The sequence below is a fragment of the Kitasatospora sp. NPDC034533 genome, from assembly GCF_055575155.1.
This window is the reverse complement of record NZ_JBVITE010000013.1, coordinates 142,062-166,427: the sequence shown is the minus strand read 5'-3', so window position 1 is coordinate 166,427 and position 24,366 is coordinate 142,062. Positions and strand designations below refer to the sequence as shown.

Sequence of the window (24,366 nt, the reverse complement as noted above, 5' to 3'; positions counted from 1 at the left end):
CGGGCCGGGCCGGTCAGTGGGCCTCGGAGTGGAGCCCCGAGTCGACCGAGTCCTTCTGGGCGAACTGGGTGTGGTACAGGTCCGCGTAGAAGCCGCCCGTCGCGAGCAGTTCGTCATGGGTGCCGCGCTCCCGGATCCGGCCCGCGTCGATGACCAGGATCTGGTCGGCGTCGCGGATCGTGGACAGCCGGTGCGCGATCACCAGGGAGGTCCGGCCGGCCAGGGCGGTCTTCAGCGCGCGCTGGATCGCGGCCTCGGACTCCGAGTCCAGGTGTGCGGTGGCCTCGTCCAGGACGACGATCGGGGGCGCCTTGAGCAGCAGGCGCGCCAGGGCGATCCGCTGCTTCTCACCGCCGGAGAGCCGGTAGCCGCGGTCGCCGACAACCGTGTCGAGGCCGTCCGGGAGCGCGGAGATCGAGTCCCAGATCCGTGCGGCGGTGCAGGCCTCGATCACCTCCTGCTCGGTGGCGTCCGGGCGTGCGTACAGCAGGTTGGCCCGGAGCGTGTCGTGGAACAGGTGGGAGTCCTGGGTGACCACGCCGACCGTGTCGCGAAGGGACTGCAGGGTGAGGTCGCGGATGTCGTGACCGCCGATCCGGACGGTGCCCGAGGTGGGGTCGTAGAGCCGCGGCACCAGCTGGGTGATGGTGGTCTTGCCGGCGCCGGACGAACCGACCAGCGCGGTCAGCTTCCCGGCCGGGGCGACGAAGCTGAGCTCCTGCAGGGTCAGCGGGTTGTCGGTGCCCTCCGGGGCCCGCACGGAGACGGACTCCAGCGAGGGGATCGACACCTCGTCGGCGCCCGGGTAGCGGAACGAGACCAGGTCGAACTCGACCTCCGGCGCGGCCTTGTCCTCGGCGGTGGGCAGCGCCCGGGCGTTCGGCCGTTCCGCGATCAGCGGCTTCAGGTCCAGGATTTCGAAGACCCGGTCGAAGCTCACCAGCGCGGTCATCACGTTGACCTGCATGGTCGTCAGCTGGTTGATCGGGCCGTAGAGCCGCAGCAGCAGCGCCACCATGGCCGCCAGCGTGCCGATCTGGAGCCTGTCGTGCACGGCGAGGTAGCCGCCGAGGCCGTACACCAGCGCAGTGGTCAGGGCAGTGAGCACGGTGGCCGTGATGAAGAGCAGGCGCCCGTAGATGGCCGACGCCACGGTGATGTCGCGAATCCGGCCGGCCAACCTCTCGAACAGGGCGGACTCCTGGTTCGGCCGACCGTACAGCTTGGCGAGCATGGCCCCTGACACGTTGAACCGCTCGTTCATCATCGAGCCCATCTCGGCGTCGAGCTGCATGCGCTCACGGGTGAGCCGCTGCAGCCTGCGGCCGACCATCTTCGCGGGGGCGAAGAAGATCGGGATCATGACCAGGGCGGCGACGGTGATCTGCCAGGACAGGAAGAACATCGAACCGAGCACCAGCACCAAGGTCATCAGCGTGGAGACGCTCTGGGAGAGCAGGGTGGCCAGCGCCTGCCGGGCCCCCACGATGTCGGTGTTCAGCCGGCTGACCAGCGATCCGGTCTGCGCCCGGGTGAAGAAGGCCAGGGGCTGCTCCTGGACGTGCTGGAACACCTTGGTGCGTAGGTCGAAGACGAGCCCCTCGCCGATTCGGCCCGAGAACCAGGACTGGACGTAGAGGGCCACCGCGTCCACCACGGCCAGCACGCAGATGGTCCCGGCGAGCCAGAGCACCGTCGCGAGCCGCCGGGGCATGATGCCGTCGTCGATGATCGCCTTGAGCAGCAGGGGACTCGTCGCCGCGATCCCGGCGTCGATCACCGTGACCAGCAGCAGCATCGCCAGTGACCACCGGTAGCGCATCGCGTAGGGCACGACACGCCGGAGTGTACCGGGTTTGACCTGCTGGCCGGTGACCGAGTTCTTGTCGAAGCGCGGAAGCGTCGGACCCGTGCCCGGGTCGCCCATCTTGGCCACGAATACCTACCTCGTCAGTGTGCGTCAAGGAACTCGACAGTCGCCGCGTCGACCGCTTCAGGGTGCCCAAGGTGACCGCAGCCGGAGATTCCGCGGCGCCACGGTTCTCGGGCGCCGCGGAGTCGACGACTCTGGGGTTGCGCGGTGTCGATTGCTCGTGGCTTTTCGATGGCCCGTGGTTTTTCGATGGCCCGACCCGCGACGCGAGCGGTCGCAGCGGCGCCTCACTATCCCATTCGGCCGCTGCGCTGATCAATATTCGGACAGGTGCGGTTCGGCTGCGGCCGGCCCCGCGACCAGGGTGATGGCCGGTCGTTCAACTGCCGCGGCACGGCGGTTGAACGACTGCATTGATCGGCTGCGGGCCTTCCTCCATAGTGGAGTTCGGCGCAGTGCTGGCGTCCCGACGTGAGCACGGTCTGGTACGGGAAGCGGGTTCGACCGCACCCGTACTTCCGGTGCCGGCGGACAATGGTGCCGGCGACGGCGGATCACCGCGCGATCCATATCCATTCACCTGAGGAAGGACGGCGTGGTGACGAACCCGTTCGACGATCCCGATGCGAACTACCTGGTCCTGGTCAACGTGGAGGGTCAGCACTCGCTCTGGCCGGTATTCGTGGACGTTCCGGCCGGCTGGACCACCGTCTTCGGTGAGGCCGCACGGCAGGAGTGCCTGGACTTCATCGAGAAGTCCTGGACCGACATGCGCCCCAAGAGCCTGATCGAGGCCATGGGTTGAGTAGGACCCAGGGTTGAGTAGGACCCCCCATCCGTTCGGCCGGCCCTCGTGGCCGGCCGAACGGCTTTCCCGGGACATTTGAAGGGCGCCGGCAGCACGTTCGCGGGGCGCTCGCAGCACAGCGACCGCCCGCTCGGCCGACTGCCGGGCGGGCGGGCGCTGCCGGTCCGCGTTCCTTCCTTCGCTACCTCACCGCCGGCTCCGAGACCGCCGCCTCCGACACCGCGTCGCCGTAGTGCTCACGCACCCAGTCCGGCCGGTAGACGGTGTCCACGTAGCGCTCGCCCAGATCCGGCGCGATCGCCACCGCGATCAACTGATCGGAGCCCGGGCCGTGTTCGGAGAACCAGCGCTGGGCGCCGGCCACCACCGTGCCAGTGGAGCCGCCGAAGAGGAACCCGTGGCCGGCCAGTCTGTGGCAGGCTCGGATCGTGTCGGCCTCCGGGACCGTCACCACCTCGTCCACCAGGGACTCGTCCAGCAGCGGTGGCCGCACTCCGGAGCCGAGACCGGGGATCATCCGGCGTCCCGCCGGTCCGCCGAAGACCACGGAGCCGACGCTGTCCACCGCGACGATCCGCACGCCGGGCCGGTGCTCCTTGAACCAGCGGGCGCAGCCCATCAGGGTGCCGGTGGTCCCGGCGCCGACGAAGAGCAGGTCGAGCTCGGGGAACTGGTCGGCTATCTGGGGAGCCGTCAGCCGGTAGTGGGACCGCCAGTTGTCGGAGTTGACGTACTGGTTGAGCCATAGGTAGCGCTCGTCGCTCTCGCAGAGCCGCTGGACGTACGCCAGCCGGGCACCGAGGAACCCGGTCACCGGATCCGGCTCCGTGATGACATGCACCTCGGCGCCGAACGCCGCCATGATCTGGCGCGTGGCCGGATTGCACCGGGCATCGGTGACGCAGACGAAGCGGTGGCCCTTGCTCGCCGCGATCATGCTGAGCGCGACTCCCAGGTTCCCCGAGGAGGACTCCACCAGGATCGAGTCGAAGCCGAGCAGCCCCGACTTCTCGGCCGTCTCGACCATCGCCAGGGCGGGCTTCTGCTTGATCGAGCCGGAGAAGTTGAAGCCCTCGCACTTGAGATAGAGGGGCAGGTCGAAGGAAGAGGTCAGGTCTACGTACAGGCCGTCCTCATTGTATTCGTGAGGTGCCGAGATGATCACCGCGTGCCTCCCGTAGCCGCGCTTGTCAGGGATCCGGGCCGGTCAGCCGTAGCGGCGCAGCTCATGGAAGAAGTCCTCGACGACCCTCAGCTCTCCGGCGCCGAGCACGGTGTCGTAGACGTGCTTGCCGACCGCGAGGTCGAGCACCCCGAGGCCGAACGGGGAGAACACCACCGGCCGGTCGGCGGCGGGGGTCAGCCGCCCGGTGAGCACGTCGTCCAGGGTGCCGTCGATGAAGTCGCGGTGGCCGACCCGCTGTTCGGCCAGGTGCACCGAGGTGTCCGCCTTCAGGCAGTGCTCCACGTCGTCGACGACGTTGGTCGAGGCGAGCACCACCTCGGGGGACAGGTCACGCAGCGAGACGTGCAGGACCAACGGGTTGTGCGAGAACCAGGCCGGGTCGGTGACGTGCGGGGTGCCGGCGGTGGTGGCGAAGACCAGCAGGTCGCTGTTGCGGACCAGGTCCTCGGCGCTGCCGTGCACGGTGACCCGGGCCGAGCCGTCGGTGGAGCGCTTCAGGTAGTCGGCGTAGCCGCGGGCGTGCTCGGCGGACAGGTCGAACACGCCGAACTCGTCGAAGGACCAGCCGGTGCCGGCCAGGTAGTCGTTGATGTAGCGGGCGATCAGGCCGACCCCGAAGAAGCCGATCCGCCGGGGGCGGTCGTCGCGCTTGGTGAGATGGTCGGCCGCCAGCGCCGCGGAGGCCGCGGTGCGGCTGGCGCTGATGATCGAGCTCTCCAGGCAGGCCAGCGGGTAGCCGGTGTCGTGGTCGTTGAGGATCAGCACGGCCGAGGCGCGGGGGATGCCGCGCTCCAGGTTCTCCGGGAAGCTGGAGATCCACTTGATGCCGTCCACCCGGGTCTCGCCGCCGATGGAGGCGGGCAACGCGATGATCCGGGAGCTGGGGCGGTCGGGGAAGCGCAGGAAGTACGACGGCGGGTTGACGGTGTCACCGGCGCCGTGTGCGCGATAGGCGGACTCGATGAGATCGACGATCTCCCGGTGCCGGCCGTCGAGGACCCGGTGGACCTGGCCGCCGGAGATCACGGCGAACGGGGGCACAGCGGTGTTGTCGGGCATGCGGACTCCGTGGTTCTGGACTGGGCGTAGGCAAATGGGCTGAGGCCGGGTCAGGACGGGAGGTGGTCGGGGAGGCCGACCGGGTCGCCGAGGACGGCGACGATCTCCCGCCTGCCCTGGTAGGGGGCCCGACTGTGTGCCATCCGAAGGTTGTCGACCAGCAGGACGTCGCCCTCCTGCCAGGGCTCGCCGACCGCGGCCCTGAGGTAGACCTCGTTGATCGTCTGGACGGTCTCGTCGGAGATGGCCGAGCCGTCGCCGTACGCGGTGTTGAAGGGCAGGCCGTCGGGGCCGTAGACGTCGACCAGGTAGTCGCGGATCACCGGGTCCATGGTCCGCTCGTTGAGGAACGCCGCCTGGTTGAACCAGATCCGGGCACCGGTGCGCGGATGCCGGACCACGGCGGCACGCCGCTGCCGGGTGCGCAGCCGGTCGCCGGGCAGCCACTCGTGCTCCAGACCGGCGGCCGCGCAGTACGCGTCGACCTCGGCCCGGTCATCGGTCTGGAACGCGTCGCTCCAGGGGACACCGACCTCGTGGTACATCCGGGTGAGGAGCCAACCCTCGCGGGTGAAGCGCTCCACCAGCTCGGCGGGCAGCGCCTTGAGCACCTCCTGGCCGTCCGCCACCTCGGTCTTCCCGCCGCCGGCCGGCGCGGTCAGGCAGCCGAACAGCAGCAGGCTCGGGACCTCGGAGGCGTAGCTGAGCTCGTGGTGCATGCACATGGGCTCGTCGGCGGGCCACTCGGAGGCGGAGTAGACGCCGTCGGCGTGCGTGCCGCGCGGGGCGAACCGCTCCCGCTCGGTCATCCGCTCGATACCCAGGCCGTCGGCGACCGCGGCCACCTGGGCGGCCGAGCCGACGCCCAGTCCGCGCAGCAGCACCGCCCCGTGCTCGGCGACCAGCGCCCGCACCTCCTCGCGGTGCTCGGCTGCCCAGCCGGCGGCCCCGCCGGGGCTGGCAGCCGCCGTCCGGACGTGCAGGCCGCCGCGTCGGAGCTGCGTGCCCGGGGTCGCCGGGTCGGGGATGGTCGTGGAGCTCACGGTGTCGTCCTCTCGGGGGAGCTAGCGTTGATCCGGTCCAGCAGGGTCGCCACGTCGGCGACCGTGGGGGTGTCGGCCAGGTCCTTGACCGTCAGCACCTGGTCCAGCGCGATCACCAGGCGGATCGCGGTCATGGAGGTGCCGCCGAGCTCGGCGAACCGCGAGTCGCGGCCTATGCGCTCCAGCGGGACCTTCAGCAGCTCGGCCCACAGCCGGGCGACCCGGCGCTCGGAGTCGGTCGCCAGTGCCTCGACGGCGTCGTCGTCGGCCCGCTCGGACTCGGCGGCCATCCGCAGCAGTGCCTTCTTGTCGGTCTTGCCGTTCGCGGTGAGCGGCAGCTCCGGGATCCGGTAGAGGCGCTGCGGCACCATGTAGGCGGGCAGCGCTGCGGTCAGGGCCTGCCCGACCTCGGTGGGGGACGGGGCGTCCCGGCCGGTGAAGTAGCCGACCAGCTGGGGCTTCCCGGCACCGCCGGCGATCACCACGGCGCCGTCCCGCACGCCCGGGACCTGGAGCAGCCGGTTCTCGATCTCGCCGATCTCGATCCGGAAGCCGTTGATCTTCACCTGCGAGTCCCGGCGACCGAGGAACTCCAGGGTTCCGGAAGGCAACCAGCGGCCGAAGTCGCCCGAGCGGTAGAGCCGTTGATCCGGTCGGTGCGGGTCGAGGCCGAACGCCGCCTTGGTGCGCGCCTCGTCGTTGATGTAGCCGCGGCCGACGCAGATCCCGGAGAAGACGATCTCCCCGGGAGCGCCCAGCGGAACCGGGTCGAGCCGCTCGTCCACCACATACACCCGGACGTTGCGGACCGGTCGCCCGATCGGCACCGACCGCTGGTCCGGCACCCGGTCCATCACCTCGTGGTTGGTGTCGTCGGAAGTCTCGGTGAGCCCGTAGGCGTTGACCAGGAGCACGCCGGGGAAGGCGGCGAACCAGCGCTGGGCGAGTTCCTTCTTGAGCGCCTCACCGGTCACCGAGACGCAGCGCAGGGCGGGCAGCGGCCGGGGCCGCTCCCGCAGCGCCGACAGCACCACGTCCAGGTAGGAGGGGACCAGTTGGAGCACCTGGATGCCGTGGTCGGCCACCGTCCGGACGAACCGGTGGACGTCCAGGAGGGTCTCCTGCTCGATGATGTGGGTGCGGCCGCCCACCAGTAGCGCGCTGACCAGCTGCCACAGCGAGATGTCGAAGCACTGCGGCGCGGTCTGCGCCACCACCTGGCCCTCCTCGATACCGAGGTCCTCGATCTTGGCCAGCAGATGGTTGAGGAAGCCGTCGTGCTCGCACATCGCGCCCTTGGGCTCGCCGGTGGAGCCCGAGGTGAAGTAGATGTACGCGAGCTGGTCGGCGGCCACCGTGAGGCCGAGGTCGTGGTCCGGGCCCTGCCAGGCCAGCAGCTCGTCCAGGTAGGAGAGTTCGACGTCGGCGCAGCCCCGTAGTGCCTCGTCGAGGTGCGGCACACCGCGCTCGGCGAGCACCCAGCGGGCCTCGCTGCGGCCCAGTACCTTGGTGATCCGGTCGGCCGGGAAGTGCGGCTCCAGCGGCAGGTAGCAGCCGCCCGCCTTGAGCACCGCCAGCACCGCCGCCAGCCACTCCAGGGTGCGCTCGGTCACCACGGCGACCACGTCCTCGGAGCGTAGCCCCCGCTGGTGCAGTTGTCGGGCGATCCGGTTGGCCCGCCGGTTCAGCTCCTGGTAGCTCCAGCCGCGCTCGCCCTGCACGGCGGCGACGGCGTCGGGGTGGCGGCGCACCCGCTGCTCGAACAGCTCGTGGAAGCGGCGATCGGGCAGCGGGCGGACCGGGCCGGCGAACTCCTCCAGCTGGGTGCGCAGTTCCGCCTCCGGGAGCAGGCTGCGCAGTCGGTGGGGTTCGCCCGGGTCGGCGGTCAGCCGGGACAGAGCGGTCAGCAGGTAACCGGCGACCCGCGCCGGCGGCACGTACTCCTGGGCACCGACGCCCTGCCAGGCTAGCTCGGCCTCGGCCCGTCCCCGCGCTGTGGCCGCCCGGGCGACCAGGTCGTGCCAACTGCCCTCGTCCGACGAGAGGTCGGAGGAGCCGGTGACCGCCGCGGCCACCTTGAGCCGGGCGGCCAGGTGCACCGTGTCGGTGCCGACGCCGGAGGCGTCAGCGAGCCGCTGGACCGCGGTCGCGAGATCCGCGGGCACCACGGGGAGGTACTCCCGCATTGGTGCGCCGTCGCCCGGACGGCTGGTGCTGTCGAACATTGAGAGTTCCCTCGTTCAGCCGATCCACTGACACGGATCGGTCGCCCACAAGAAATGCCGGGCGGCCGGACGGCCGCCCGGCCGGAGCCGTGCGTGGGGGGTCGGGCAGGGCCGGCCGCGGAGATTGCCGAGCGTGGCCCGGTACGTCGGTCGACCGCTCGGCGAACCGTGTGCGGTACGGCTGCTGGGGAGCCGCCTGTGCCCGCCGTGCGGTCCGGTCGCGACACCAGGTCGCGAGCAGGGACCGCACAGCGGGCCGAAGGTCGTACCCGGGACTGCTACCAGCGCCACTCACGCTGGTTGAACAGGTGCTCGGCGGTGAAGCCGCGCTCCTTGCACCAGCCGAGGAACTCCTCGATCTGCTTCAGCTGGTAGGTGTCCGGGTGGTAGGTGGTGGCCATCACGTGACCCTGCCAGCTCTCCTCGCCCATGGCGTAGATGTACGCCTCGGTGGCGCCCAGCTCGACCATGATGTCGGCGGCCTGCGCGGCGTTCGAGCCGGACAGCTTGCGCGAGTCGCTCATCTTCTTCGTGACCGGCTTGGTGAACAGGCCGCCGTACAGCCAGGTCAGCGGCGCGCCGTCGCACTCCATGCCCAGGAAGGCCATGTCGACCTGGCCCAGGTTGGTGCGGATGTAGCGGTAGAGCACCGGGTCGATGCCCGAGGAGTCCGCACCGACGAAGACGTTCTTGCCGGCCAGCTCGACCCAGAAGGTCGACTTGGAGCGGATGTCCAGGTCGGAGTGCTCACCGAGGAACGGGGTGGCCACCACGCGGCCGCCCTTGAAGGGCACCTCGTCGAAGTCGTCGACCTCGATCACCGGCAGGCCGATCTCCCGGAGGTAGAGGCCCATCGACGGGTCCTCCAGGTTGCCCCGGGAGGAGCGCGGAACCACGATGGCGCCGACCCGGCCGCGCAGCTGCAGCAGGGTCTCCAGCACGATGTGGTCCTGGTGCCCGTGGGTGATCAGGACCAGGTCGATGTAGTCCGGCAGGTCGTCCAGGGTGTAGCGATTGCCCTCGGTGTTGTCGGTGCTGATGAACGGGTCGGTCACGATCGACACGTCGGGGGTCTGCAGCACCAGGCAGGCGTGGCCGAAGTAGCGGATCCGGCCGCCGTCCGCGATGTGCCGGTCCGCGGACAGGCTTGGCTCGGTGGTCAGCAGCTTGTCGAGCTGCGCCGCCTGCGCCTCGTCGAGGCCGAGCGCCTCGACCAGCTTGGCGGCCGTGGTGGGCTTGATCCGGGCCTGGAAGAGCGCCTCCAGGCCGGGGTGGTTGAACGGGATCTGCAGCTCGAGCACGTCCGGTGAGGGGAGTCGCGGGGTGCTCAGGATGAACGGGCGCTCGACACCGTCGTCCAGCGACAGCTGGACCGACTGGCGCCGCTCGTCGAAGGCCGGGCTCTTGTAGGTGAGCGGCTCGAGGAAGCGGATCGCGGCCTGGTTGCTGGTGTCGTACGCCATCTCGACCAGCCCGTTCAGGGCGGTCGGGAGCTTCGGGTAGAGCGGGGTGAGGTCGAAGCCGGTGGCGTTCTGGCGCACCAGCTCCTCACCCTCGGCGATCGCGTCAGCGAAGGCCAGCATGTCGGCCCGGTCCCTCTTGATCGTCTCGAGCAGCTCTGCGACCTCGCCGGCGCGCTCCTCGGGGACGTTGACGAAGTAACCGCCGCGCAGGTCGGGGTTGTTGCTGGCCGCGACGTGCACCTGCGGGGACTGCAGGTACGACTCGAGCAGCGGCACCTGCAGGAACGCCAGGTTCATCGACGCCGGGACCGGCGCGAACGTGAACATCCAGGCGTAGAACCTGTCGACCAGCGGCTCGATGATCACGTTCGAGCGGAGATACCTCAGCTCGCTACTGTCGCCCATGTGTTCCCTCCAACTGGAACTCTGCTGCCGAACTACGGGCCCGGGATCGCATGGCAAAACCGACAGTCGCGCCGTATTCGACGGGAAAAGAGAAACGGCCCACGGCCATTGACAAAATGCAGCTGACACGCAACTCATTGCAGGGCGCGGTGCTACGGCTCCTCACTATGGCATCGGGCCGCAGCGTTGATCAATGCCGGGCCACCGCAGCCACGTTGTCGGCCGGATACGTCAGCCCGCGGACGACTGACCCGCGTTCAACTGCGGCATCGCGCCGGTTGGACGCGGGTCGAGCGGACCGGTCGATTGCAGCCGAGCGTTGATCCACGGTGCGATGCCGCGTCATAGTGCTTTGACGGAGTGGGCTCAGTCAGGATCGCTTTGAGTCGACGCTCGAAGACCGTCGCGCCTGACCGGGGCGCGGGATGCCTGCGGCCGTACCTGTCGGCGATTGAGTGTCCCCCGACGAACTGGCGGTTGTGATGATGCGCAGCGAGACCCGGCCGATGCCGGAGGAAATCAGCCTGCGGAAGGAGGAGTTGCACTTCAGCCTCTCCGACCCCGTTCTTGACACGATGAACTTCCTTAACGAGGTGACGCAGCGCTATCCGGATGCGCTCTCCTTCGCTCCCGGCCGCCCGTATGACGGCTTCTTCGAGACCGAGGACATCTTCACGCACATCCGGCGCTACCACGATCACCTGGAGGAGACCGGGCACTCGCCGGCCCAGGTCCGTGACGCGCTCTTCCAGTACGGCCCGGCAAGCGGCCGGATCCGCGAGCTGGTGGCCGAATCGCTTCGCTTGGACGAGAACATCGACGTACCGGCCGAGTCCATCGTGATCACCGTGGGCTGCCAGGAGGCGATGTTCCTCGCGGTGCGTGCACTCGTCTCCGGCCCCGAGGACGTGCTCATGGTCTCCAGCCCCTGCTATGTGGGCATCACCGGTGCGGCCCGGGTGCTGGACGTCGAGCTGATCGCCGTCGAGGAGGGGGAGTCCGGCTTCAGCTGCGCCGACCTGGAAGCGGCAATCCTGGCCGAACGGGCGCGCGGGCGCCGACCCCGTGCCTTCTATGTGGTCCCCGACCACTCGAACCCCTCGGGGGCCACGATGCCGCTGGAGGCTCGGCGCGAGCTACTTGAATTGGCGGCCCGTCAGGACATTCTCATTCTGGAGGACAGCCCCTACCGGATCGTCAGCCCCGGGCAGCAGCTGCCAACCCTCAAGTCCCTCGACAGCGGGCGTCGGGTGGTCCATCTCGGGTCGTTTTCCAAGACCCTCTTCCCCGGTTCGCGGGTGGGCTTCGCGGTGGCGGACCAGCTGGTCATCGACGGGGCCGGAAACCGCGGCCTGCTGGCCGATGAACTCACCAAGATCAAGAGCATGGTGACGGTGAATACCTCCCCGCTGAGCCAAGCTGCGGTGGCCGGCATGCTGCTCGGCGGCGGCGGACGGGCCTCGGAGCTGAACGCCAAGACCTCGGAGTACTACAGGGAGGCAATGCAGACCACCCTGCGTCGGCTCGAAGAGTGCTTTCCGCAGGAGACCCGAGCGGGACTCGGGGTTCACTGGAACAAGCCCAGCGGGGGCTTCTTTTTGGCTGTGACCGTTCCGTTCCGCGTAGACAACGTCGCACTGACGCGCTCGGCGCAGGAGTTCGGAGTCATCTGGACCCCGATGTCCTACTTCTATCCCCAGGGCGGCGGAGAGCACAGCATGCGACTGTCCGTCAGCTACCTGTCGCAGCGGGAGATCACGGACGGCATCGGCCGGCTGGCCCGGTTCATCGAGGCCGCAGCTGAGGTGTGACCGCTACGAACTCGACTTCGTGATGTCGTTCTGTGGGTGGTCGGCCATCCAGGACCAGGCCGGTGGCGGCGAGGTGTCCGTCGACCGGGTGGGGTCAGGGCTGGTCATGCTTCAAGCTCCGCCTGACGGCTTGGGAGCCTTGCCAGCCTCGGTTCGTCCAAAGGGTTCGACCACGCCTGCGAGATCTATTGGCAGGCGCCCGCATTGCGGGGATCACCTGAATTTTCGGCGTCATCGGCGCGTCCAGCGAATCGGCTGTCCGACTGTGGCACTACGCCAGTTGAACCCTCGACCCGCCAGCGGAGGATAACCGGCCACCCTGAGCGGAGGCCGGTTATCCGAGGGGTCTGATTTATATCAGTTCGCTATCCAGCCGTGATCCTTGCCGAACTGCACCAGTGCGCGGCGGATCTGTAGGATCTGCTCGCCGGTAAGCGACGGTGCTGCCTTCAACAGGAGATCGGTCGTGTGCGCGGTGTACTCGTCCTCGGTGAACGCATCGCACATGGCGGCGTCGCTGTCCGTCGAATTGACCGCAGTCGCAGGGAAGGCTACCAAAGGGGTCTTCGGTGACGGCGGCGCTGCCTTGGCCTCGGCTCCCGCCGCCATCCGAACGGACGAGGCCTTCGGGCCGCGGTCGCCATCCTCGATCTCGAATTCGACCGATAGGCCTGAGCGTACAAGGGACTCGGGGATCAGCATGTTGTTCACGTGCAGAAAGACATCCTCTCCACCGTGGTCTGGGGCGATGAATCCATAACCCCGCACACTGTCGAACCTCACTACATGACCGGAAACCATGATGACTCCCAAGAGATTTCGGGCTTCTTGTCCAAAGAAATAACCGCTGATGATCATAGCTTTACCGCAGTGAGCGCGGCGATGGCGGCTGCTTTCCGCGGGTCGCCGCTCGGCCAGCGGCACCGACGGGGCCCGGGGCGGCGAGGTTTATTGTTGTCCGACATGCGGCTATGCACCGCTTGGGCCCGGATCTGCCCGGCTCTGGTTCAGATGTGCGGATACATCGGCTATCTCTAATCAGCAGAGTCGGCCGATTCAGTCGCTCTGAGTATCCAGCTGCCAACTAACTGTCGCCGCTGGTTCGCTGCCGGCTTCATTGGGACGGCTCCGCACCCCTTCGGACCAGGGTGTCCTTGGCCTTCTCGGCCGTCGCCCGTTCAACTGCGGCGGTCGACAGTTGAACGCCGAACTCACGTTCGGGGAGCCGTTCGCTCGCCTCAGGCCCATGTCAGCGGGGGGGCGGGCCTGCGGCTCGAGCCTTTCGACACGAAGTTGTGGAGCACCCGCCTGTCCCTTGCGTACCGAAGTCCAGCGATTGTTGAGTACTATCCAGCTTTGAGGGGTTGCCGACTACGCATGCAGATATAGGGGATGAGTCATGCGCGCGTGATGGTTGTATGGGTGAGGTGTAAGGCAATGATGGAGGCAAGTTCGCCTCGCGTTCTCGTCCCGGCGGCCCTTCGGGTGTGATGAGGTGTCGTACCCATGCGTCGTCGTTGTGTGCATTTGGGTGGCTCTGCTACGCGGAGCGGCCATGGGGATGTGACGGTGCGGGCTGTAGTGGAGGAGTCGAGTTGAGGGGGTCTTGATGTGAAGGTCATGTGCTCTGCGTATAGGTGCTTTCGCGTAGCTGCGGGTGATATGTGCACCAGGTTTGAGCTGTTCTTCATTATGGGGGAAATGTCTTGATTCACTCAACCGTTGACTCTTTTAAATCAAAAAATGGGGTGACGAGCAAAGGGGTAAATGTCGAGCCGATCGCCGAGGCCGCTCCTGCCGAAGCTCGAAAGCGGACGATTTTGGCAGTCTCGATCGGGTCCCTGCTGCCTGGCGAATCCCCTCGTTTGGGGGGACCGGACGGGGATCATGTCGCCCGACTGGCCGAGCTCGACGCACCACTTCCCCCTATTCTCGTCGATCGGCGCAGTATGCGGGTTATCGACGGAATGCATCGTCTGATGGCTGCCCTCCTGAAAGGCCAGGAGGAAATAGATGTCGAATTCTTCGATGGTAGCACCGACGATGCATTCTTGTGGGCCGTCGAAGCGAATGTCACCCACGGCTTGCCGCTGTCGCACGCCGATCGCCGTGCCGCAGCCGCGCGGATCGTGGTGTCCCACCCGCACATGTCCGACAGGGCGATCGCGCGGGCGGCGGGCCTGGGGGCCAAGGCCGTGGCGGCGATCCGGCGGTGCTCGGGCGAGGCTGTACCGCAGTTGGGCGCCAGAGTCGGACGGGACGGCAAGGTCCGCCCGCTGAGCAGCGTGGCCGGCAGGCAGCGGGCCGCCGAATTGATCGCTGAGCGTCCGGAGGCCTCGCTGCGCGAGGTGGCGCGGCTCGCGGGGATATCCCCGGCGACGGTCAGCGACGTTCGCCGACGTCTTGAATCCGGCGAGGACCCGGTGGGCACCCGGTCCATGGTGGGCGGCGCGCCCCGCGAGTCCGCCGCCGTGGCCGGAATCCCCCGGCAGCGCACCGAGCGGCGGATGCGGTTGGTACAGCGCGATCCGGCTACGGTGCTGGAGAAGCTACTGCGGGACCCCTCCTTGCGTCACAAGGAGGAGGGCCGGCTGCTGCTGCGACTGCTGCAGCAGAACGCGATCGGGACGCGCGCTTGGAACGAGTTGACGGCCGTGGTGCCGTCGCACTGCGGGGCACTGGTGGCGAACCTCGCGCGTCAGTACGCCGAGACATGGCGGGAGTTCGCCCAGGACCTCGACGAACGCGTGCAGTTGGTCGGGGATCTGGCCGTCGCCGAGTGATCATTCCTGTGGTGGCGGTGCGCGGGATACGCTGACGGTACGGGGGGCATGGCCGATCTTCCCAGCTTGACTTCAAGCCCCACCGAGATCTTCTCGGTGGGGCTTGAAGTCAAGCTGGGAAGCGAGGCGGCCTCTGCTTGATCATGTCTCTGCGCCAAGAGGCACGTTGATCAGGCCGGTGACGGCTTGCCGTCCGGTTCTGTCTCAGGACGCCAGGTGGACGGTCGCGCGCAGCACCGGTTCGCTGCACTGCTCGGCCCCTACCAGTGCCGAGGCTCGGTCCGCGCCGGCTTCGACCCGGAACTTGCAAGGGCTCACCGGGTCCGTGTTAGCGAGTGAACTCCGCCTCGAAGCCGGTGGCCAGGCCGCCCGCGGGCAGGAGCGCCGCATGGACCGCCTCGACCGCGGCCTCCGCCAGGACCATCCCCGGTATGTGGTCGACGGCCACGCCCCGGAAGGTGAGCCGACCGGGATCGGGGTGGAGGGTCCAGTCCGGTGGGCTGGATTCTCGGATCGGACGGCGGCGGCGCGTCCCGTTCCTGCCGTGCCGACCGGACGAAGCGGTAGACCGCCGGAGACAGGAACGCGAGCCGTACGCTCCCGGTGCCGGCCCGGTCCGGCCCGGTGAGGACCTCGCCCGGGAACAGAGCGTCGGTCAGCTCGCCCCGGCGGACCGTACGGTCCCGGCAGTCCAGCCGGACCGTCACCGCACAGTCGGCGGGGACGGGATCGGGATGCTCGGCCGTCGCCGACACTGCCTGGAGCACGCAGTGGTGCCCGAGCGGAACGCCGTACGACGCGTGCCCGACCAGCAGCGAGGCCTGCCGGACGGCCTGCGCCGCCAGAAGCGGTGCCTGACTCCGGGCCGGCAGCGGGGATGCGAACCCGACGGTGTACCGGGCGGAGACCTCGAAGTCGTCCGGGCCGAGGGCCCGCCAGCCGGTCAGCCGCACTCCGCTCGACGGGTCGTCCAGTTCCGCCGGCACCGGTTGCGGGTGGCCGCTCACTCGAAGCGGCGGTCGCGGCCTCACCGCTGCCGCTTGCGGTGTTCGCGGCGGCTTCGCGGGCGGTGGTGGCCAGCCCGGCGAACTCCCCGGCGACGGCCTCCAGGGCGTCGGCGCGGAGCTTGTAGTACGTGAAGCGTCCACAGGGCTCGGTGCCGACCAGCCCCGCCTCGTGCAGGATCTTCAGGTGGTTCGACAGGTTGGTCTGCTTCGCGCCGGTCTCCTCGACCAGGTGCATCGTGCACAGCGCATCCTCGGCGAGGAGCGCGACGATCTGCATCCGGAGCAAGTCGGCCAGAGCCTTCAATACGTCACTGTCGGCTGATGTCACCATGGGCTGATGCGTGACCCGCGTCGGGGCCCCGAAGCGAGTCCTCTCCTCCTCCTGGCCGCCACCGGAGACACCGGAGGACACCTCACCATGATCACGGTGTCGATCGCCTCCGTGCTGTTCGTCTGCATCCACAACGCCGGCCGCTCGCAGATGGCCGCGGGCTTCCTGCGCCACCTCGCCGGCGACCGCGTCGAGGTCCGCTCGGCCGGCTCCATGCCCGGCGACCAGGTCAACCCCTCCGCCGTCGCCGCGATGGCCGAGCTGGGCATCGACATCTCCGATCAGCAGCCGAAGATCCTCGCCACGGAGGCCGTCCAGGCGTCCGACTACGTCATCACCATGGGCTGCGGCGACGCCTGCCCGTGCTTCCCCGGCAAGAAGTGCCTCGACTGGAAGCTGGGGGACCCGGCCGGCCAGGGTGTCGAGGCCGTCCGACCGATCCGCTCCGAGATCAAGGGCCTCATCGAGGGCCTGATCGCCGAGATCGACGCCAAGGCCGTCCGCGGCAAGGAGAGCCGAGCATCTTCATGAGCGCGAACGCATCGATCACCGGCGTCGGCGACGTGCGCGAGGTCGTTATCAGCGGCTCCGGCCCTGCCGGATACACCGCCCTCTACACCGCCCGCGCCCGGCCCAAGCCGCTGCTGTTCGGCAGCCTCATCTTCGTCGGCGGCTTGCTTCCGCCACCACCAAGGTCGAGAACTTCCCCGGATTCCCCGATGGTGTCGACGGCCCCGACGTCATGGTCAACATGCGGGCTCAGGCGGAGAAGTTCGGCGCCGAGGTGGTCGACGACGACATCATCGTGGTCGACCTCGCCTGCGACATCAAGCTCCTCGCCGACTCCGCCAGCACCGTCCACCGCGCGAAGGCGGTGATCGCGGCCACCGGCTCCGGCTGCCGCGAGCTCGGCATTGCCCGCGAGGACGAGCTCTCCAGGCGTGGGGTGTCCTGGTGCGCGACCTGCGACGGGTTCTTCTTCCACGGCAAGGACGTCATCGTGGTCGCCGGCGGCGACACTGCCCTGGAGGAGGCCACCTTCTTCACCCGCTTCGCCGACTCGTCCACCGTCGTCCACCGCCGCGACACCCTGCGCGCCTCCAAGGCCATGCAGAACCGGGCGTTCGCCGACCCGAAGATCACCTTCGTGTGGAACAGCGAGATCGCCGCCATCCACGGCGACAAGCTGGCGGCCGGCGTCACCCTGCGCGACACCGTCACCGGCGAGGAATGAGACCTGGCCGCCTCGGGCCTGTTCATCGCGATCGGGCACGATCGGCGCACCGAACTCTTGGCAGGAGCTGGAGCTGGACGACGCCGATTACCTGAAGGTCGCCTCGCCGTCCACCCGCACCAGCCTGCCTGGCGTCTTCGGTGCCGGCGATGTCGTCGACCACACCTACCGACAGGCCATCACCGCAGCGGGCTCCGGCTGCGCGGCGGCCCTGGACGCCGAGCGCCACCTCGCAACCCTCGCCGACGTCAGCTCGGACGACCTGGACGACGGGACCTCGGAGTCGGTGCCGGTCGGCTGACCCGGCCCGGAACCGACCGTCCACTCACCACCGCCCGGGCCTCGCGGACCGGAGCCACCGTGGTCGATACCACCATCGCTGAAGGGGCGCCAGATTGCCGTCACAGGCAGTAGCCGGGGGAGCGTGGCGGCCTCGGGGATCACTTGGGGACCACATGCGATGGACGGCGGTGAGCGCCCATGGGCAGAATTGGGCAATTCTATACGAATTTGCCGTCCTCGCTGATCGAGTTGCCCAAGAGAAGCGTGGGTCGCGAAGTTGTTAATTTGCTTGCAGGATTGGATCGTTGAGCACGTCCGGGTTGACGGCTAGTCCTGTGCGCTGAGCGTCGGACGCAACTGGGGGTCAAGGGGTCGACGTGGCGGAAGCATCCGGGCAGTAGGTGTCGGGAAGATGGTGCAGACAATGAGGATGGTGGAGATGGTTAACAGATGACCTCGGCTCGGCCAAACCGCTGTTCGCGTGTGAACCTCTCCGGCGATCGGTAGCCGTTGCAGAGGAGGTCCCATGGCTCAACAGTTCATGAGCGTCAGGGAGACTGCGGAGTATCTGAACATGTCGGTCCCGTGGGTGTATCGGGAGGCTCCTCGCGTGGGCCTCGTGTCGTACAGGTTCGGGAGCGGGAAGAACGCGAAGCTGCAGTTCAAGGTGTCGGACGTTCTTGCGTGGGTGAAGCAGCAACGCATGTCGGCTGCCTGATCTGAACAGCCGGAGCGACGAGGAGGGCCTGACCCATCGGGTCAGGCCCTCCTCGCTTCAGGCGGCCAGGCCGAGGTCGAGGAGCTGGGCGGCGCGGCTGATGGAGCCGGGCATCAGGTGGCGGTAGATCTTGAAGGTGACGTCGATGCTCTTGTGGCCCATCCACTCGGCGACGTCGGTGATCGGGATGTTGTAGGTGAGGCAGTTCGAGGCGAAGAAGTGGCGGAGGCCGTAGAGCGTCATACCCTCGGGGATGTCGACGCCGTCGGCCTGCTTGACGATGCGCTGCCAGCGGTTGCTCAGGATGTGGTACGGGAAGGGCTTGCTGAGGTCGCGGGGGTGGCGGAGGAGGTAGCCGTCGACGGTGCCGTAGGTGTCGGCGTACCACTCAATGGTGTGCTTCACCCGGGCGGGTAGCGGGACGTCGCGGTAGTCGCCCTCCTTGCGGTGCTTGAGCGGCGCGTAGTCCTTGGTGGTCTGGTTGACCTGTTCGGACACGCGGTAGACGTCGTCGGCGACGATGTTGTTCAGGTTCACTGCGAAGGCCTCGCCGTTGCGCAGGCCGCAGCCGCTCATGAGGTCGGCGACGAGGAGGAAGGCGTCGTCGCCGGCGGTGCGTAGCCCCTGGAGCTGGGCGGGGGAGGGGATGACGGCGCGCTTGGGGTCGTACTGGGGCGGGGTGACGCCGTCGAGCGGGTTCTCGTCGTAGAGGCCGAGGCGGTGGGCGTCGAGCAGGATCGCCTTGAGCTTGTCGAAGGCGTTGGACTGGGTGGCCAGGCCGACGCCGTTGCGCTCCATGGTCCGGATGAAGGCCTCGACGACCTTGTGGTCGAAGGTGCCCATCCGGCGGCTGTGGAACGCGGGGTAGAGGTGGTGTTCGAGGAGCGAGTCGAGGTGCCGCAGCGACGCCGGCGCGAGGGCGCGCTGGCCGGCCTTCCACTCCTCGGTGTACGCCCCGAACTGCATCACGCCGTACTTGCGGATGCGGTCGGCCTTGGTCTGGCTCTGCGGGCGCTCGCGCTTCGCCCGGTAGATCTCGGTGAGCCGGTCGATCGCCTTGTCCTGGGTGGCGAAGCCGGACTCCTCGGTCTGCCTTCCGGCCGCGTTGCGGTAGCGGATCTTGTAGTCGTGCGGGCACTTCGACCACCGCGTCTGCGGGTGCTCGCACTCCTTGAAGAAGCTGCCCATGCCGCGGGCCAGGGTCCTGGGTGCCATCGTGTGCGGTCTCCGTCTCGTCCCATGCTGACGATTTGCTGACCGCGGATGGTCCACCAGGCCCCTGACCTGGGAAGAACCGTGGATCGCGTGGTATGTGGTGGAACTTCATCGGCCGCTCGATGGAGGACATCGTTCGGGCCCGCGCCGACTGGATGACCGGCAGCCGCTTCGGCGAGGTCCACGGCTACGCCGGTGACCGGCTGCCGGCTCCGGAGCTGCCCGGAATCCCGCTGAAGGCGCGGGGGCGCGTGCGCTGACACCTGCGGGGGCGCGTGCGCTGACACCTGCGAAGGAGCGTGCCGCCGGACCCGGGCCGGAGCCCGGTCGCCGCCGGTGCCGCCGAGGCCCGCCGGCGGGCAGGGGCGAGCTCCTGGTCGCGTTCCTACCGGACGTTGTCCGCCTCCTGCGGCGGCGCGGCAACCGGGGCCGCCTCGGCCTTCGGTCCGGCCTCGGCCCCGGAGCCGGCCGTGGGACGCATCCGGGACGCGACGACGAGCGTGAGGACGACGACCGCGGCCATGGCGAGGAAGACGTCGGAGTAGGCCGCGCCGTGGTGACCGGAGTAGAGGGGGTTGACGGCGTCGCTGCCGATCCGCTGCCTCGCGGACACCAGCACGCCGAACACGGCGGGGCCGGTACCGGCCCCGAGGAACTGGGCCCCCTGGAGGATCCCGAGGCCGACGCCGACCTGCTCGGGGGGAAGTTCGCTCGCCGCGGCGCCGATGATGGTGGTCATCACCACCATGAACCCGATGCTCAGCCCGAGGATCCCCACCCCGGCGAAGACCACCGAGGAGCCGCCGGTGAAGGACGAGAGGAACAGCGAGAACAGCCCGATCAGACCGAGCCCGGAGAGCACCAGGGCCCGCGTGTTGACGCGGCCGGCCAGGCGTCCGATCCACGGCGAGAGGAACGCGGTCACGACTCCGGCCGGGATCATGACCAAGGCGCCCTTGCCCGGGGTGAGTTCGTTGACCTCCACCAGCAGCAGCGGGACGAACACCAGGCCGCCGAGGTTGACGACCATGGCCAGGAACGCGACGAGGACGCTGGTCCGGTAGACGCGGTTGGTGAACAGCGACGGGGGCACGAACGGCTGGTCGACCCGGACGGTGCGCACCCCGAAGAGCGCGAGCGCCGCGATCGCGATCAGGAGGCTGCCCCAGGACAGGGGATCGGTGAAGCCGGAGACCTGCGCCCGGGTCATGCCGAACAGGACGAGGCCGGCTCCGAGGCCGAGGAGGATGCCGCCGGGGAGGTCGAGCCGGCCCGAGCCCCGCGGAGTCTCGTCCGGGAGCACGCGCAGGGCGGGGACGAGCAGCAGCAGCGAGACCGCGAGCATGATCCAGAACAGCGCCGGCCAGCCGAGTGCTTGCCCGATGCCGCCCCCCAGCGCGGGTCCGGCGGCGGTGCCGACGCCCGCACCGGCGGAGACGACGCCGATCCCGGCACCCCGCCGCTCCGGCGGCAGCAGCGTCGTGACGGCGATGACCGAGAGCACGGGGATCGCGGCCGCGCCGACGCCCGTCACGATCCGCCCGGCCACGAGCACCGCGAGACTGGGGGAGACCGCGCAGATCAGGCTCCCGAGGGCGTAGCTGAGGAGCGCGAAGGCGAAGAGGCGGCGCAGGCTCACGCGGTCCGAGATGCGGCCGTACAGGGGGATCCCGACCGAGAACATCAGCAGGAAGCCGGTGACGACCCAGGCGAGTTCCGCCTCGGAGGCCCCGAACTCGGACCCGATCGTCGGAAGCATCAGATTGACCATGTCGCTGGCCGTGACCGTGGCGAGGATCGCCGGCATCAGTACGGCCAGTAAGCGCAGCGCTGAGCCGGTCCGCTCGGTCGGTGTCGACGTGGGAGTCATACGAGGTCCTTCGGGTGAATTTCTGCAACCGTGATGGTTGCAGTTTGGGTAAAAGAGCGGCGGAGGACATTGCCTCCGCCGTCGGTCAGTTGGTGGCGCGTTGCGCGAACTCGCGCTCACTGGACAGTACTTGCCGGACGAGGTGGGCGATCGTGGTGCGCCCGAGCCGTTCCTCCATGGCCCGCTCCGCGTCCTGGAACTCCACTTCGAGCAGCCTCTGCATGTTCCGCCCCACCTCGCATTCGGCGCTCGGCGGGTGCGGGTGCCGCGAAAGCACCGGCCCCGACTCCACGGCGGTGTACGCGTCGTGGAGCGTGATCTCGCGGGCGGGCCGGGCGAGCGACCAGCCGCCGTTGCGTCCCTCGGTGGACCGGACCAGGCCGGCATCCCGCAGGGCGCCGAGGATCCGCCGCACCAGGACCGGATTGCTGGCCAGGCTCTCCGCGATCTCCGCGGAGGTCAGTGACCGATCCCAGCGCCCCAGCATGGTGAGTGCGTGGATCGCGACCGCACTCCTGCTGCTGATGCTCACCGTGCCCCCTTCGTGGCGACTGCCCCGCCGGTCCAACTGTAACGACGCTAGTGGCAGTTGGATCCACGCGTCAATCCCGAGTGCCCGTCGTGGGGGTGCGTCGGGGCGTCCGGGGCGAGGGCGTGGCCGAGGGTGGGGTGACGCGCGCCGACGGCGGCCTCAGGTCAGGTCGGCCAGTTCGGCGGGCCAGTCGATCAGGCCGGCCTCCGTGCCCCGGGGGACCAGGGCGAAGCTCTCCCGGCGGAGCCAGCGGCGGACCTGGCGGGCGGGGAGGTCGACCAGCACCACGCTGTCGCAGCCGCGGAGCATGATGCGCAGGGACGCGCGGCCGTGGCAGGTGCAGGGCGGCCAGACGCGGACGTCGCCGAGGCCGGCGGGTCTGTGCAGCCCCTCCCACAGGAGGTCGCGGGAGAACTGCCAGACACCGGCTTCGGCCGCCGGGCCGAGGAATTCGAGGGCGACGGCGAGCGGATCGTCGCTGCGGTAGCCGAGGCGCACCGGTACGTCGACGCTCGCGTGCTCACCGAGGACGAGCACGGCCTGGAGGGCGATGTCGGTGCTGGTGGCCTCGGGGTGGGGCTGGGGGCTGGAGACGGAGTGGGCGGGCATGGGGTTCTCCTGAGCGGTGTCGGGGCGGGAGCCGGTGCCGGGGTGCACGGGCGTGCACGGGGCGGGAAGGGGAGGCACCGACCGGGTTCGCACGGGCGGGGGCACCGGTGCCGGCGGCAGTGCGGTGCGCTCGTCTCACGCCCTGGGAGCTGCCGGGGGACAGGGGGAGGCGGTGTCGCCTTCACGCTAGGAGACGGTACCGACGCGGATGTTCCGGCCGTGCACCGCCGCATGATGATCCGCGCACCGTTCTCCCGCCGTGCGCGGGGGGTGAGCGGAGCGGTGGCGGCGGCCGGGGGCGGGCCGGCGGAGGGCCGGGAAGGTGGTCGCCGGTGCGTGAAATGCCTTGAGGATAAGGGGAGTTGGTGACCTCCGAGAGGTCAGGGCGCAGCCCTCGTCCGGTGCCTCCCGGAGCCGGCGGAGCGAGGGAATCCTCCGGTTGTCGAAGGTCTGTCCGTCGGGTTCCGCTCCTTGTATGAATGGCGCCGGGAGGCTTTTGACCATGCAGCAGAGGTGGATCCGGCGCGCCCGTTCCGGAGGCGAGGCGGTGCAGACGTTGGTGGACGGCCTGGCCGAGGAGCTGGGGCGTTCCGTGGTCCTCGACGACCCGCTGGTCCGGCTGATCTGCACCAGCCGGCACTTCGGGGACGAGGACCGGGTGCGGGTGCGCACCCTGTTGCAGGGCATCGCGGACGACGAGGCCATCCGCTACGTGCTGTCGCAGGGCGTCGACCGGTGGACCCGGGCGGGCGTCCTGCCGGGCCGCGACGACCTGGGGCTGCGACCGCGCTACTGCGTCCCGGTCCGCGAACGCGGCCACCTGCTGGGCATCCTCATGGTCGTCGCGGCGGGGGAGCCCCTCACGGAGGCCGAGACCGAGGCCATCGACCGGGTCGCCGGGGCGGTGGCGGTCGAGATGTACGCCGAGCGGCTGGCCGCGGACGCCGACGAGGAGCACACCGGTGGGCTGGTGGCCCGGCTGGTCGGCGCGGACTGCGCGCAGCGCTCCACGGCCCACCGTGTCCTCCTGGAGGACGGCCTGCTGCCGGCGGGCCCGCACGTCGTGGTGACCACGGTGGCCGCCTCCGGGCCGCGCGGGCCGTCCGGGCGGAGCGCGGTGGCCCTGCGCGGGGCGCTGGAGCCGTTCCGGCACGCCCGTACGGCCCGTGGCCTGGCGTCGGTCGAGCGGGACCGGGCGGTCCTGGTGCAGGTCTTCGAGCGGGAACCCACGGAGGAGGAGCTGGAGCGGCAGTGCCGCGACGTCGTCCGCTCCCTGCGGACCTTCCTGGGCCCCCGGGCGGCCGTGGTGGTGGGGGTCGGCGGACGCCGCACGGCGCTGGCGGACGCGTGGATCTCCCACGACCAGGCCCGGGTCGCGGCGCGCGCCGCCCGTCGGCTGCCCCGGCTGGAGGGCGTCGGCGACTGGGACCGGCTCGGGGAGTACGCCGTGTTCCTCCAACTGCCCGACAGCGCGCTCAACGACTCCCTGGTGCCCGGGTCGTTGCGGCGGCTGCTGGACGGCGGCGGCAACGCCCGGCTGGTGGAGACGCTGCGCTGCTTCCTGGAGAACGCCGGTTCGGTGCCCAGGACCGCGGAGGCCCTGGAACTGCACCGCACCTCGCTGTACTACCGGCTGCGCCGGATCCAGGAGATCACCGGCCTGGACCTGGACGGCGGCGCCCACCGCCTCGTCCTGCACATGGGGCTGCGGCTGCGGGACCTGGTGCACGCGCCCGCGGAGGAGCCCGTGGCCGTCCGGCAGCCGCTTCCGTAGCTGGTCAACGGCTGCTCGGCGCCCGGGGCCGGCCGGTTGCTACAGAGCGATGAAGCTTCGTCGGGCAATCCCTACCTCGGTCGGTGGTGCCGGGCCCGGCGCGCCGCGAGAATCGTGGCTACGAGCTGCCGCTCATCC

Annotated in this window: 17 protein-coding genes and 4 pseudogenes; 8 read left to right on the top strand and 13 right to left on the bottom strand. The window is 69.4% G+C overall.

All coding sequences use genetic code 11. From position 1 onward, the window contains the following. Window positions 1–13: 13 nt before the first annotated feature. Entirely contained in the window at window positions 14–1,927 is a 1,914-nt protein-coding gene (locus ACZ55U_RS13010; protein ID WP_465525559.1) for an ABC transporter ATP-binding protein, read from the bottom strand. Window positions 1,928–2,471: 544 nt separating this feature from the next. Here ACZ55U_RS13010 and ACZ55U_RS13005 point away from each other — a divergent pair. Then, entirely contained in the window at window positions 2,472–2,678 is a 207-nt protein-coding gene (locus ACZ55U_RS13005) for an MbtH family protein (protein ID WP_465525532.1), read from the top strand. A 184-nt stretch (window positions 2,679–2,862) separates the two neighbouring features. Here the strand turns inward: ACZ55U_RS13005 and sbnA are convergent, their stop codons facing one another. The 5 genes from sbnA to ACZ55U_RS12980 all read right to left on the bottom strand — a co-directional run bounded on the left by sbnA (window position 2,863) and on the right by ACZ55U_RS12980 (window position 10,062). Further along, window positions 2,863–3,846 carry a 2,3-diaminopropionate biosynthesis protein SbnA gene (sbnA, locus tag ACZ55U_RS13000; protein ID WP_465525530.1) on the bottom strand — a complete coding sequence of 328 codons (984 nt, stop codon included), beginning with the start codon at window positions 3,844–3,846 and terminating at the stop codon, window positions 2,863–2,865. Between the two features lie 42 nt (window positions 3,847–3,888). Beyond that, complete coding sequence (gene sbnB / locus ACZ55U_RS12995; protein WP_465525528.1) at window positions 3,889–4,926, bottom strand: 2,3-diaminopropionate biosynthesis protein SbnB; 1,038 nt, start codon at window positions 4,924–4,926, stop codon at window positions 3,889–3,891. A gap of 50 nt (window positions 4,927–4,976) precedes the next feature. Continuing rightward, complete coding sequence (locus ACZ55U_RS12990; protein ID WP_465525526.1) at window positions 4,977–5,969, bottom strand: TauD/TfdA family dioxygenase; 993 nt, start codon at window positions 5,967–5,969, stop codon at window positions 4,977–4,979. Beyond that, window positions 5,966–8,194 (bottom strand): non-ribosomal peptide synthetase, encoded by a 2,229-nt coding sequence (locus tag ACZ55U_RS12985; protein WP_465525523.1) that lies wholly within the window; start codon window positions 8,192–8,194, stop codon window positions 5,966–5,968. The genes ACZ55U_RS12990 and ACZ55U_RS12985 overlap by 4 nt, the downstream gene beginning before the upstream one ends. A 278-nt stretch (window positions 8,195–8,472) precedes the next feature. Further along, the gene (locus tag ACZ55U_RS12980) at window positions 8,473–10,062 is read right to left on the bottom strand and encodes an MBL fold metallo-hydrolase (protein WP_465525521.1); all 1,590 of its coding nucleotides are present in this window, start codon (window positions 10,060–10,062) and stop codon (window positions 8,473–8,475) included. A 455-nt stretch (window positions 10,063–10,517) separates the two neighbouring features. Between ACZ55U_RS12980 and ACZ55U_RS12975 the strand changes: the two genes are divergently transcribed. Continuing rightward, window positions 10,518–11,873, top strand: coding sequence for an aminotransferase-like domain-containing protein (locus ACZ55U_RS12975; protein WP_465525519.1), 1,356 nt, complete (start codon window positions 10,518–10,520; stop codon window positions 11,871–11,873). Between the two features lie 357 nt (window positions 11,874–12,230). Here the strand turns inward: ACZ55U_RS12975 and ACZ55U_RS12970 are convergent, their stop codons facing one another. Beyond that, a complete protein-coding gene (locus tag ACZ55U_RS12970) occupies window positions 12,231–12,674 on the bottom strand; it encodes a cold-shock protein (RefSeq protein WP_465525557.1) in 444 nt (147 codons plus the stop codon). A gap of 947 nt (window positions 12,675–13,621) precedes the next feature. Here ACZ55U_RS12970 and ACZ55U_RS12965 point away from each other — a divergent pair. Further along, window positions 13,622–14,656 carry a transcriptional regulator gene (locus tag ACZ55U_RS12965; protein WP_465525517.1) on the top strand — a complete coding sequence of 345 codons (1,035 nt, stop codon included), beginning with the start codon at window positions 13,622–13,624 and terminating at the stop codon, window positions 14,654–14,656. 632 nt (window positions 14,657–15,288) lie between these two features. Here the strand turns inward: ACZ55U_RS12965 and ACZ55U_RS12960 are convergent. Both ACZ55U_RS12960 and ACZ55U_RS12955 read right to left on the bottom strand, forming a co-directional pair. After that, window positions 15,289–15,609: pseudogene (locus ACZ55U_RS12960) on the bottom strand (AfsA-related hotdog domain-containing protein); the annotation flags it as partial. Window positions 15,610–15,703: 94 nt separating this feature from the next. Continuing rightward, a pseudogene (locus ACZ55U_RS12955) lies at window positions 15,704–15,994 on the bottom strand (ArsR/SmtB family transcription factor); the annotation flags it as partial. An 87-nt stretch (window positions 15,995–16,081) separates the two neighbouring features. Between ACZ55U_RS12955 and ACZ55U_RS12950 the strand changes: the two are divergent. From ACZ55U_RS12950 to ACZ55U_RS12940, 3 genes and pseudogenes are all read left to right on the top strand, one after another. Beyond that, window positions 16,082–16,525, top strand: a complete 444-nt coding sequence (locus ACZ55U_RS12950; protein WP_465525515.1) for an arsenate reductase ArsC — start codon at window positions 16,082–16,084, stop codon at window positions 16,523–16,525. Further along, a pseudogene (locus ACZ55U_RS12945) lies at window positions 16,522–17,529 on the top strand (FAD-dependent oxidoreductase). Before ACZ55U_RS12950 ends, ACZ55U_RS12945 begins: the two are co-directional and overlap by 4 nt. A 507-nt stretch (window positions 17,530–18,036) precedes the next feature. Then, window positions 18,037–18,228 (top strand): helix-turn-helix domain-containing protein, encoded by a 192-nt coding sequence (locus ACZ55U_RS12940; protein ID WP_465525513.1) that lies wholly within the window; start codon window positions 18,037–18,039, stop codon window positions 18,226–18,228. Between the two features lie 57 nt (window positions 18,229–18,285). Here ACZ55U_RS12940 and ACZ55U_RS12935 read toward each other — a convergent pair whose 3' ends face one another. Beyond that, window positions 18,286–19,443, bottom strand: a complete 1,158-nt coding sequence (locus ACZ55U_RS12935; RefSeq protein WP_465525511.1) for a tyrosine-type recombinase/integrase — start codon at window positions 19,441–19,443, stop codon at window positions 18,286–18,288. A 95-nt stretch (window positions 19,444–19,538) separates the two neighbouring features. Here ACZ55U_RS12935 and ACZ55U_RS12930 point away from each other — a divergent pair. Next, window positions 19,539–19,703: pseudogene (locus ACZ55U_RS12930) on the top strand (pirin family protein); the annotation flags it as partial. Between the two features lie 125 nt (window positions 19,704–19,828). On the opposite strand, the gene ACZ55U_RS12925 reads toward ACZ55U_RS12930, so the two are convergent. The 3 genes from ACZ55U_RS12925 to ACZ55U_RS12915 form a co-directional block, all read right to left on the bottom strand. Beyond that, complete coding sequence (locus tag ACZ55U_RS12925) at window positions 19,829–21,313, bottom strand: MFS transporter (RefSeq protein ID WP_465525509.1); 1,485 nt, start codon at window positions 21,311–21,313, stop codon at window positions 19,829–19,831. Between the two features lie 85 nt (window positions 21,314–21,398). Further along, window positions 21,399–21,845 (bottom strand): Rrf2 family transcriptional regulator, encoded by a 447-nt coding sequence (locus ACZ55U_RS12920; RefSeq protein WP_465525507.1) that lies wholly within the window; start codon window positions 21,843–21,845, stop codon window positions 21,399–21,401. A gap of 159 nt (window positions 21,846–22,004) precedes the next feature. Continuing rightward, a complete protein-coding gene (locus ACZ55U_RS12915) occupies window positions 22,005–22,454 on the bottom strand; it encodes an SsgA family sporulation/cell division regulator (protein ID WP_465525505.1) in 450 nt (149 codons plus the stop codon). A 502-nt stretch (window positions 22,455–22,956) separates the two neighbouring features. Between ACZ55U_RS12915 and ACZ55U_RS12910 the strand changes: the two genes are divergently transcribed. Continuing rightward, complete coding sequence (locus tag ACZ55U_RS12910; RefSeq protein WP_465525503.1) at window positions 22,957–24,228, top strand: PucR family transcriptional regulator; 1,272 nt, start codon at window positions 22,957–22,959, stop codon at window positions 24,226–24,228. Window positions 24,229–24,366 lie beyond the last annotated feature (138 nt).